Annotated in this window: 10 protein-coding genes; 1 reads left to right on the top strand and 9 read right to left on the bottom strand. The window is 33.9% G+C overall.

All coding sequences use genetic code 11. The features are described 5' to 3' along the window. Window positions 1-46: 46 nt before the first annotated feature. From BR77_RS00765 to BR77_RS00730, 7 genes are all read right to left on the bottom strand, one after another. On the bottom strand, window positions 47-196 hold the full coding sequence (locus BR77_RS00765; RefSeq protein WP_010054039.1) for a teichoic acid D-Ala incorporation-associated protein DltX: 150 nt from the start codon (window positions 194-196) through the stop codon (window positions 47-49). 519 nt (window positions 197-715) lie between these two features. After that, a complete protein-coding gene (uvrC, locus tag BR77_RS00760; RefSeq protein ID WP_010054038.1) occupies window positions 716-2,524 on the bottom strand; it encodes an excinuclease ABC subunit UvrC in 1,809 nt (602 codons plus the stop codon). A gap of 519 nt (window positions 2,525-3,043) precedes the next feature. Then, window positions 3,044-3,781, bottom strand: a complete 738-nt coding sequence (locus BR77_RS00750) for an alpha/beta fold hydrolase (protein ID WP_015076823.1) — start codon at window positions 3,779-3,781, stop codon at window positions 3,044-3,046. 206 nt (window positions 3,782-3,987) lie between these two features. Beyond that, window positions 3,988-4,299 (bottom strand): thioredoxin, encoded by a 312-nt coding sequence (trxA, locus tag BR77_RS00745; protein ID WP_010054034.1) that lies wholly within the window; start codon window positions 4,297-4,299, stop codon window positions 3,988-3,990. A 153-nt stretch (window positions 4,300-4,452) separates the two neighbouring features. Continuing rightward, a complete protein-coding gene (locus tag BR77_RS00740) occupies window positions 4,453-6,819 on the bottom strand; it encodes an endonuclease MutS2 (RefSeq protein ID WP_015076824.1) in 2,367 nt (788 codons plus the stop codon). A 253-nt stretch (window positions 6,820-7,072) separates the two neighbouring features. Beyond that, window positions 7,073-7,618: a CvpA family protein gene (locus BR77_RS00735; RefSeq protein ID WP_010050841.1), complete on the bottom strand. Its 546-nt coding sequence runs from the start codon at window positions 7,616-7,618 to the stop codon at window positions 7,073-7,075. A gap of 34 nt (window positions 7,619-7,652) precedes the next feature. Further along, window positions 7,653-7,946 (bottom strand): cell division protein ZapA, encoded by a 294-nt coding sequence (locus tag BR77_RS00730; protein ID WP_010050840.1) that lies wholly within the window; start codon window positions 7,944-7,946, stop codon window positions 7,653-7,655. Window positions 7,947-8,194: 248 nt separating this feature from the next. On the opposite strand from BR77_RS00730, the gene rnhC reads away from it, so the two are divergent. Then, complete coding sequence (rnhC, locus tag BR77_RS00725) at window positions 8,195-9,148, top strand: ribonuclease HIII (protein WP_016356510.1); 954 nt, start codon at window positions 8,195-8,197, stop codon at window positions 9,146-9,148. A gap of 46 nt (window positions 9,149-9,194) precedes the next feature. On the opposite strand, the gene BR77_RS00720 is transcribed toward rnhC, so the two are convergent. Beyond that, entirely contained in the window at window positions 9,195-10,505 is a 1,311-nt protein-coding gene (locus BR77_RS00720; protein WP_010050838.1) for an APC family permease, read from the bottom strand. Window positions 10,506-10,581: 76 nt separating this feature from the next. Further along, entirely contained in the window at window positions 10,582-11,499 is a 918-nt protein-coding gene (locus tag BR77_RS00715) for an alpha/beta fold hydrolase (RefSeq protein WP_035063729.1), read from the bottom strand. Window positions 11,500-11,559: the final 60 nt, after the last annotated feature.

The raw sequence follows: 11,559 nt of genomic DNA, 5'->3' as shown, positions 1-11,559 counted from the left end.
TAATTGCTGTTTTACTTAAGTAAAAACAGCGGCCCTCCTTTTTTATCTAGAATTCATTGTAAATAAAATTCCCACTATTTGTGTTAGTATAATCATATAAGTAAACTAGAATTAGTAATACAACAAAATAAAAAACAGTTTTAGCACAAAAAATAAAAATTTGATTTTCTTTTAATTTTTGAAGTTTGGCAAACATTTTGAAAACCTCCAATCATAAAATGTTGAACTAGTTGTTCTAGGCTCAACTAGAAAATAGGTGCTTGATAAAAGAGCATTTAGTGACGTATTTATCATTACCCCTCTACCTCAAGAGCTACTGCTAAAAACTAACTTTAATCAAACATATCCCCTAGGTTGCTCTTAAATATTATTTCAAATATTACATTTCCATTACGTGTCAAATCATTTTAACACTTATCCGATTGATTTCCTATAGGAAAATTCATAGGATTTCCTAACATTTTTGTCACTTGTGTTAAGAAACCTATAAGAATATAATTTTTTTTATAAAAACAGGATGAATACAAATAACTTAGCTAAATAGTTCATTTTTTGATAAGTACTTTCCCTATTAATAATAGGTAATTCAAACTATTTCAGCATCCGTCTTAAGGTTGATTTCTTTCTCACACCTTTGCCCAATATGTACGGTTTAAACACAGAAAAACAGGAATAAAATCGACATAAATTAGAAGACTTTACTCCTGCTTCATTTTTATTTATCTGAATCTAATTCCGGATTTAATTCAGGTTGCTTAAATTTCTCATAGACATTTTCTGCAACATTCTTAGGCAAGCCAATAGCTTTTAACTCTTCAATACTAGCCTCTTGAATATTTTTCATCGACTTAAAAGCTTTTAAAAGATTTTTTTTACGTGTAGGACCAAGTCCATCAATCCCATCTAATTTTGAAGCAAAGCTATTTTTGTTTCGCAATTGACGATGGAACGTGATTGCAAAACGGTGGACTTCATCTTGAATTCGTTGTAGCAAGAAAAATTCCTGGCTATTTCGCTTCAAAGGAATAGTTTGCAATTCTGGACCAAATAATAATTCGCTTGTTCGATGTTTATTATCTTTAGCTAAGCCAGCAATTGGAATATCTAAGCCTAACTGATTTTCTAAAACTTCCCTAGCTGCGTCAACTTGCCCTTTTCCACCATCAATAACAACTAAGTCTGGCAAAGGTAGGTCTTCTTTCAAAACTCTTGCATACCGCCGATAGATTACTTCACGCATAGAAGCATAATCATCAGGCCCGACAACCGTTTTAATTTTGTATTTTCGATATTCATTTCTGGCTGGTTGACCATCTAGAAATACAACCATTGCTGAAACTGGATCAACACCCATTGTATTAGAGTTATCAAAAGCTTCAATTCGGCTAGGTAAGGGAATGTTCATTGCATCACCTAACTTTTTAACGGCTCCATAAGTACGTTCTTCTTTCTTTTCAATTAAAGAGAATTTCTCGGATAAGGAGACTGCTGCATTTTTATTAGCAAGTTCAACCAATTCTTTTTTCTGACCACGTTTTGGTTGCAGAACATTCGCCGTCACTAAGGCTTCAACGCTTTTAGCATCGCTATCTTTAGGGATTAAGATTTCTTTTGGAATAAAATGGTGATTTTTTTGATAAAACTGACCAATAAAAGCTAAAAAGTCTTCTTCTGGTTCATTATAAAATGGGAAAAGTGAAACATCTCGTTCAATTAATTTGCCTTGACGAACAAAAAATACTTGTACACACATCCAGCCTTTATCAACTGCATAACCAAAAACATCTCGATCAACAAAGTCGGCACTTGTCATCTTTTGTTGCTCCATTGTTGTCACAATAGAATTGATTTGATCTCTAAATTCAGCAGCTTTTTCAAATTCAAGATTAAGACTAGCTTGTTGCATTTTTTCTTCTATCTCTTGTTTTACTTCTTGATAACCACCATTTAAAAAACGTTTAATCTCTTCGACCATTTCAGTGTAAGTTTCTTTGGGAATTTCTTGGATACAAGGCGCTAAGCATTGACCCAAATGGTAATATAAACAAACCCGATTAGGCAAAACTTTACACTTACGAAGCGGATATAATTTATCCAATAACTTTTTCGTTTCATTTGCAGCTTTAACATCTGGATAAGGACCAAAATAAGTGGCTTTATCTTTTAAGACTTTACGAGTAATCAATAATCTAGGATATTTTTCATTCGTAATTTTAATAAAAGGATAGGTTTTATCATCCTTTAACATGATATTGTATTTAGGATCATTTTTTTTAATCAAATTAATTTCCAGCAACAAAGCTTCGATATTTGACCCTGTAACAATATATTCAAAATCAGCAATTTCACTAACCAGACGTTCAGTTTTCGTATCATGGCTACCTCGAAAATAAGAGCGCACACGATTTTTCAAAATTTTCGCCTTGCCAACATAAATAATAGTACCATTCTTATCTTTCATCAAATAGCATCCTGGTTGATTAGGTAGTAGAGCCAATTTGTGCTCAATATGTTCATTCTTCATTTGATAGTAACACCTCCATAAAAAGCTCATTGAGCCGGTTAGCTCTATTAAAAGCTTGTTGAGTTCGCTCAGGCTCGATTGAAGAATAGGGAAATTTGATGTGACGCTTTTTGTCACCTCGAAATTTCATCTTTCTTCCGAGAGGCTAACTCAAAAAAGCTGGCCTTGGCAAGAAAATAGGAAAAATTGATGGGGCGCTTTTTGCCACCTCGAATTTTTATCTTTTTCTCGAGGAGTTGGCTCATAAGAGCTAGCCTGATAAAAAGCTCGTTAAGCCGATTATCTCCATTAAAAGCTTGTTGAGTTCGCTCAGGCTCGATTGAAGAATAGGGAAATTTGATGTGACGCTTTTTGTCACCTCGAAATTTCATCTTTCTTCCGAGAGGCTAACTCAAAAAAGCTCCTTGAGCCATTCAACTCTTGCAGAAAACAAGAAAATTCCTCTGATTCTCGAAAGTTTCATCACTTCAAAAAACTCACTCATAATAAAAAATAATGCCAGACTTTTGCATATAGTTATTAGTTAGCATTTACCTCAGTCTTATCCGAATTAAACAGCAAAAATTCCAAGGCTAATTTGTTAAACATTTCTGGATGCTTCATAATAAAAAAATGATCCGCAGCTGGAATAATGGCTAGCTGAGCATTGGGAATTGACTCAGCAATTAATCTCGTATGCTCTTCTTCAATCATATCCTTTTCTCCAGCAATTACCAATGTTGGAACATTTATTGTTTTGAGTTGATCTGTTGTTAAATTTAATTGTTTTAACATTAGATCAATAATTTGTTTACGTTGGTTAAACTTCGAACTAAAATTCGCTAAAAATGACGTTGTACGATAGGCTAATTTCACCCCTAAAAAAGATGTTTTTTTCATCCCTTTTGGTTCCAAATTCGCTCCAATTAAAATTAAGGATTTTACATAACTTGGATGCTTCACAGTCAAGTACATAGCGCTATTTCCACCGTCACTAAATCCAATAAAATCAGCTTTTTCAATTGATAAATAGTCTAATACGGCCACAATATCCAAAGCAATTCGAGTGAAATTCAAAATATCCGTACCATGTTCTGATCGTCCATGACCTCGTGTATCAATAGCAATGACTTGATAATGCTCGCTGAAAAATAAAATTTGCTTTTCAAAAATACGACTGTCTTCCCCGTTTCCATGTAATAAAACTAAAGGAGACCCTTTGCCATCTATCCGAAAAAAAATTTCTGTTCCCTCAACTGGGATATAGACTGATTTCATAAAAAAACTCCTTAGTAGAACTAACTTATATTTAACTTACAAACGTATATATTACTAATTTCATTTTAAATGTATACAAAAGCAACAATCCTATCTTACCACTTTTTCACTATTTAGTCATTGTTAAAAAAAAGTTGTTATTCATTTTTCACAACTAAAAAGCTTCACTTTCTCAAGTACTTGAGAAAGTGAAGCTTACTTTAAAACTAAGCGTACTTAGCGATAATTTCTTCTAATTGTTCTTTAGCATGGTAGCCAACTAATTTTTCAACTACTTCGCCATCTTTTTTAACTAACAACGTTGGGATACTCATAATTCCAAAATCAGCTGGAACTACTGGATTGGCATCCACATCCATTTTTACGATTTTAACTTTATCGCCAATTTCTGTTTCTAATTCATCTAGGACTGGAGATTGCATACGACATGGACCACACCAAGTTGCCCAAAAATCTGTAATAACTAATCCCTCTTTTGTTTCTGTTTCAAATGTTTTATCTGTTACTGCTAATACCATAATTAATTCCTCCTCGTTATTTTCTCAAAAACTTAGTCTATTAAGTCTAAGTTCGAGTATATCTAGTTACTTTTAACTTATAATTTGTAAGCTTAATGTTATTATAGCAAAAGTAAGGGTAAAAAACTAAATTTTTGCTTCATTATTTATTTTTTAGCTAAAATAAACAATGGTCGCTCCATTTCCACCTTGATTTTGCGGAGCAGTTTCAAATTTTTTCACTGAACGATGATTTTTAAGTGCTTCTGTAACGCCTTGTCTTAATGCTCCAGTGCCTTTTCCATGAACAATAGTGACTTGTGGGTAACCCGCTAATAAGGCGGCATCTAAATATTGGTCCATTTCACTTAAGGCTGACTCATAACGTTCGCCACGTAAATCTAATTGTGTTGATACATGACTATCATTGCTAGAACGAACCGTCGCAACCATTTTACGTGTTGGCTCTTTCTCTGGTTGCGCTAAGGTCATGTCGCTCTCTTTGATTTTCATTTTTAGAATCCCTAATTGAACTAGCCAATTATTGCCTTCGACTTTCTCCATTAGAGTTCCTCTTTGTCCATATGAAGCGACGATTACTTCGTCCCCTTTTTTAAATTGTTGTTTTGCTTTAGCTTTTTTTAGAACTTTATTCTTCGTTAGTGTTTCTTCATGATGAAGATTCGCTAATTTTGATTTAGCGTCAATCAATTCATGCTCTTTAATTCCGCCTTCAAATTGACCAGTTAGCTGCATTTTACGTAAGTCACTCACGATTTTACTGGCTTCTTCTTCAGCTTCTGAAACTATTTGATTCGCCTTTTCACGAGCTTTTTTGACTAAGTCTTCTCGTTCGCCAAAAAATTGCTCTAATGCTGTCGTTAAGTCTTGATAGAGCGTTTCTGCTTCTTCAACATATTGTCGAACTTCATGGTATTCCATTTCAGTCATTTTACGGCGATTCTCTAAGTCCGCAATCATTTCATTTAAATTTTGACTTTCGCCATCAATTAAACTTCTAGCAGAGTCAATAACTGCAGTATCTAAGCCCAAACGTTTTGAGATTTCAAAGGCATTACTTCGACCTGGCACACCAATTAATAAGCGATAAGTTGGACTAAGTGTTTCCACATCAAATTCCATGCTTGCATTGATGGTTCCAGGACGATTATAACCATAGGCTTTCAATTCTGGATAATGAGTAGTGGCCATAACATAACTGCCCACGGCCCCAACTTGATCTAAAATCGCAATAGCTAAAGCTGCACCTTCTTGGGGATCCGTCCCAGCACCTAATTCATCAAATAGAATTAGGCTTTTATCATCAATTTTATTCAAAATCGAAACAATATTTGTCATATGAGATGAAAAAGTACTTAAGCTTTGCTCAATAGACTGTTCGTCTCCAATATCAGCAAATACTTCTGTAAATATCCCCATTTGACTACCTTCAGCCACAGGCAGTTGTAAACCCGATTGGCCCATTAGTTGCAATAACCCTAATGTTTTCAAAGTAATTGTTTTCCCACCAGTATTTGGTCCTGTGATAACCAAAGCTTGATAGTCTCCACCAATTAAAATGTCATTTGCCACTGCTTGTTTTTCATCAATAAGTGGGTGACGTGCTTGAATGAAACGGACATCATTTTCTTCATTAACTAACGGCCTAGTTGCTTTGATATTTTTACCATATGCAGCCTTAGCACCAATAAAATCTAACTTTCCTAACAGAAACATGTTATTTAAAATTTCGGCACCATAAGGAGCTATTTCATTTGATAGCTCAGCCAAAATCCGATCAATTTCTTGTCGTTCTTCTATTTGAAGTTGACGTAGTTTATTATTTAAATCAACCACACTTTGTGGTTCAATAAATAAAGTTTGCCCAGTCGAACTTTGATCATGAACAACACCACCAAAATGGTTACGGTATTCTGCTTTTACAGGAATTACATAGCGATCATTTCGCATAGTTACAAGTGCATCACTTAAATACTGAGCATTTTTTCCTCTGATAAGACTATCTAACTTTTCACGGATATTACTTTCTGAACGTTTCATTCCCGTTCTAATCCCTTTTAAAGCTTGACTTGCATCATCCATGACGTGTCCATCTTCATCAATTGCTTCACGAATCATTTGATTTAAAGTAGGCAATGTAACTAATTTAGCTACGAGCTCATAGAGTCTAAACAATTCTACGCCGATTTCTGATAAATCATCAAAAAAGCGTGTCACTTCTGTAGTTGTTCGCAAAACTTTCCCAATTTGAGCAATTTCAATCCCATTCAACATTGCGCCGATTTCTAAACGTTTTAAATGAGGTTTAATATTTTGTAATTTAGGAATTGGCATCCCGCCTTTTAAGCGTAACAACTTAGCTCCATCTTCCGTTTCTTCTTGCCATTGTTGAACTTTAGTAAGATCTGTCGCTGGCATTAATTCTTCGACTTCCACTCGTCCTAATTCTGAGGCGGTGTAAGCGATTAAAGCTTTTTTTATTTTATCAAACTCTAGAGTTTGCATAATTTTTGTATTCAACTGATTCACTCCTATATAAAAAGTTTGTTGAGTCGGGTAGCTCCGTTAAGAAAATAGGGAAAATTGATATGGCGCTTTTTGCCATCTCGAATTTTTATCTTTTTCTCGAGGAGTTGACTCATAAGAACTAGCCTGATAAAAAGTTTGTTAACTCATTCAATCTTAACAAAAAACAAGTTAGCTATTCAATTCATCCGCATTGTAACGCTAAGAAAAAACGCCCTCCATAACTAAATCATGAAGAGCGTAACTATTACTTAATTGTTCCAATCCACCAATTATAGATTTGATTGGATAAAATTGGTGTATTTTTTACAATCATCTGAGCCAAACCACTTTGTCCTAATGCATTTTGAATACTTTCCATTGGAATCATTGCTAAAATACTCAAAATTAGAAAGACTGCAGTGTAAGAGACGACAAAACCTAACATGCCTCCACCTAAATAATTAGCTTGTCTAACTATCGGAAAAAAGGTCAATGAATTTAAAAAGGAACCAACAAATCTAGTCAGCAACCAGCCTACAAAAATAATCAGCATAAATGCTACTGCATTGTAAAAAGCTTTATCCAATTCTAATCCAAGACTATGATCAAAAAATACAAACGTACTATTTTCAGTTGCTGAGGGATAAGGCACAAATAATTCTAGTTGTGATCCTAATCTTATATAATATATTCTTGCAACTAAATAGGATAGTAAATAACCAATTGTTAGAACGATTTGTAATACTAGGCCTCTTCTTGCCCCGCTATAAAAACCAATTGCTATAATTAATATAATTCCTAATGAAAGCATTCATCTCATCCTTTTCTAAACAGAGCTGACTAGACTACTCTTTTGTTTCAGCCATTTCGAACTGATTAATTTTCTCTTGTAATTCTTCCATTTCAAGTTGCATATTTTCCATTTTTATTTGCATTTCCAATTGATCAGACACAGCATTAACAGCTGCTAATACCGCAATTTCTTCTAAATCTAGTCCGGTTGTTAAAGCTTTGATTTGATGTATCTGTTCATCCACCGTATTGGCCACTAATTGAAGGTGTTCAATTGGTCTAGAGCCAACGATGGTATAGGATTTTCCTGCAATGGTTGCTTTGAAACGTTTTTTACCACCTGACATTGCATATTCCTCCTAGTTTAAAAGCTTCTCGCCTATCGAATTTTTCTATTTTATTAAAAAGACTGATAGTATAAGATAGCTTAATTGACATTTCTCTCATTTTAACATGAATTCGAAAGGAGTGGCATCTTTTTTAGAAATAATTATAAAATTAATGCCAAAAAAGCCTTTTTCAACTGAAATATTCTTCATCTCTATTCTTAAATATGCTAAACTAAAAAGAAAGTCTGTTAGAAATGAGTGAACTTATGGCAAATGAAGTCATCTTAGTTGATAAAAAAACGGTTTTAGAAATGAAGAATTATTATCAAAGTGTTTTAAAATCTCAAACGCCTCCAGGAGCGGTCTTTGCTGCAAAAAAAAATACAGTGAATGTGACAGGCTATAATTCTGGTAAAGTACTTTTTCAAGGTGCTTCGGCTTCTCAGGAAGCACAAATTTGGTCTAGCAAAGTCATAGATACTGGTTCAACCACAAAAAAGAAAGCTTCCTCCAGTAAAAAACCAATCGATACACCTTTACCTAGTGGTTTTAGTAATTGGTCTGTGATTGGAAGTGACGAGGTTGGAACGGGTAGCTATTTTGGGCCTTTAACAGTCGTGGCTGCTTTTGTTTCTAAAGAGCAAATTCCACTTTTAAAAGAGCTAGGTGTAAAAGACTCTAAAGATTTAAAGGACCCACAAATTTGTGCTATTGCAAAAGATTTATTGACGTTTTTACCTCATAGTTTATTAAATGTTATGCCCGAAAAATACAATAAAATTCAGCCAACTATGACTCAAGGAAAAATGAAAGCTGTCTTGCATAATCAAGCGTTGGGTAATGTCTTAGCTAAAATACAACCTGAGATTCCTGATGCGATTTTAATTGATCAATTTGAACTTCCTAGCACTTATTATAAACATATTGCTGATCAACCAAATCAAATCAAAGATAAAGTCTATTTTCAAACTAAAGGTGAAGGTCATCATCTAGCGGTTGCTGCTGCTTCAATTTTAGCACGTTATGCCTTTTTAAAAGGGCTTGAAGAGATGTCTAAAGATGCCGGTACAACGATTCCGTCTGGTGCTGGTAGCACTGCCGACTTAGTTGCTGCTAGGCTCTTAAAACGTGGAGGTATCAACCTTTTAGGTAAATACGCTAAACTACACTTTGCAAATACCGAGAAAGCAAAAAAAATTGCTGGTTTAAATAAAAAATAACTTAAAAAAGAAGATTGCCAAGCATTTATGCCTGCAATCTCTTTTTTTATTTCTTTTGACTATATAAATAAACTGGTAAGCCCAATAAAGTTAAACCTAGTCCTAATAAGGCATTAGCAGGCTGTACATATAACGTATTCAAGATAATGTAAAATCCACCTAAGATAGCAATCAAGGGTACAACTGGATAAAATGGAACCTTATATGGGCGTTCAATACTAGGAGCTGTCTTCCTTAGTTTAATCACTGCCACAAATGTCAACGTATTAAAAATCCAAATAACAAAAACAATTAAGTCTGTCAGCTGATTAAATTGTCCTGATATAATCATTATAATTGAAATCAAAAGCATCACAATACCGCCATTTACTGGCATGTTTCCTGTTTTACCTAGTTTTCCAAACCATTGGCTAAAAGGCAATAGATTTTGACTAGCTAATGTATACGGAATACGTAATCCTGAGATGGTGTATCCATTGATTCCACCAAAAACCGAAATTAAAATTCCAATGGTTACTAATTTCCCACCAAAATTACCAAATAAAAGATGCGCCACTGCTGCTGCAGGAGTATCTGTAGCAGCCAATTGACCTGCGTCTAAAACAAAAAGATACGCTACATTAATCAAAATATAGATAGCTGTAACAATTGATAATCCTCCAATAATAACTTTAGGCAAGACCTTACCAGGATTCTTCATTTCCCCAGCTAATGTTCCAACATTCATCCAACCATCATAGGCAAAAACTGTTGCAACTAAAGCTGAACCTAAACTTGTTACAAAAGGATGATCTGTTGCGCTTATTGGAAACAACCGGACAACGCCACCACCAGAATAGACTAAACCGGCGATAATAATAACCGCAATCGGAATTAGTTTTAAAAAAGTAGCTATATTTTGCACAAATCCACCATATTTTGTTCCTAATAAATTTAACCCCATTACACCAGCAGCAACTATAATTGCAATTGGAACAATAATACCATCTTTTAAATCAAACAAACTAACAACTTGAGTTGCAAAAATAATAGCTAATGCAGCAATATTAGCTGGGAAATAAACAATCATTTGCGCCCAACCAACTAAAAAACCTAACCATTTTCCAAAAACTTTTTCTAAATAAATCATCATACCGCCAGTTTCAGTGTAGATGGTCCCGATCTCTGCAACGGTTAAACCGCCTGCGATAGCAATAATACCACCTAAAATCCAAGCGATTAATCCTAACCCTGGTGATCCTGCAGCACCATATACTGCCGTTGGTTTAAAAAATATTCCTGCACCAATAACAGTTCCAACAACTACTGTTAAGGCTGTTAAACTACTTACTTCTTTTTTTAACTGTCTTTCGCTCATAAAACTCTCCTTATTGCTTGTATTATAGTATAACTGAGTAAAATAATCATAATAAAGTAGGGTTTAAGTTGTATTTTCACTCCAATCCTAACCATTTGATTATTTCTGTTGAAATCATTTTATATTCATAGTTATGAACAAAGTGAGGGCAACTTAAATATACTAGCTTTGAATATCTTTGTTGACTACAGAAATCATTTTGTATTTTTTGCCATTTGTCCTTTTTAAATCCGGTTCCAATCCCATTAGACACAAATAATAACATAGGGGTTTGATTATTGTTATCCATCACAATTTTTTCAGCATTTAATTTAATTTTGCTAATTTCGTTCAACATAGTTTTAGACATAAAACGAGTTCCAAATATTTCCTTATAAAGCTTTTTTTCTTCATGAGTTAAGTCACCATATTTAACAGCATCGCCCATAATTTTTTTCGGAATAAATAGTGAGATACCTGTTTTATTTATATATGATAGTACTTTAAAGAAGGTTTGATTAATTTTACTATTTTCATACGCTTTAGGAGTAGCCATATCAAGACCAATAATGGCTTCAATTTCTTCTGGAAAAACTTGTTTCCAATACAATGCTTCTATCCCAGACATTGAATGAGAACATAATGTGTATGGAGGTAATATCTGATTTTCTTTAAGTACTTGCCGAGTATCATTAAGAATTGAATCTATATCCCGTGACTTGTCCAGAATATCACTAAAACCATAGCCAAATTTTTCTATCACTACAATTTTATAGACATTACTTACCCTAGAATATAATGATTTAAAATCAAGTAAAGGGCTGACCGTACCGCCACCAGACATAAAAATCAATGTTTTATTTCCTCGTCCTTCTATATAGACATTCATTAGTCCCCCATTAGCGTTCGTTAAACATCCAATAGTGACTTCTTTTATTCTTCTCTTTATTTTATATTGGTAAGCTAGACATATTATAATAATGACAAAAACTATACTTATTCCCAAGATTACCATTCAAATTCCCCCTTATCAAAACCGCACCGTCATTCTTCTGTAGTAAGTAATCATTTAATA

This window comes from Carnobacterium maltaromaticum DSM 20342 (assembly GCF_000744945.1).
In the GTDB taxonomy this organism is placed as follows: domain Bacteria; phylum Bacillota; class Bacilli; order Lactobacillales; family Carnobacteriaceae; genus Carnobacterium; species Carnobacterium maltaromaticum.
This window is presented reverse-complemented; position numbering and strand designations above follow the sequence as displayed.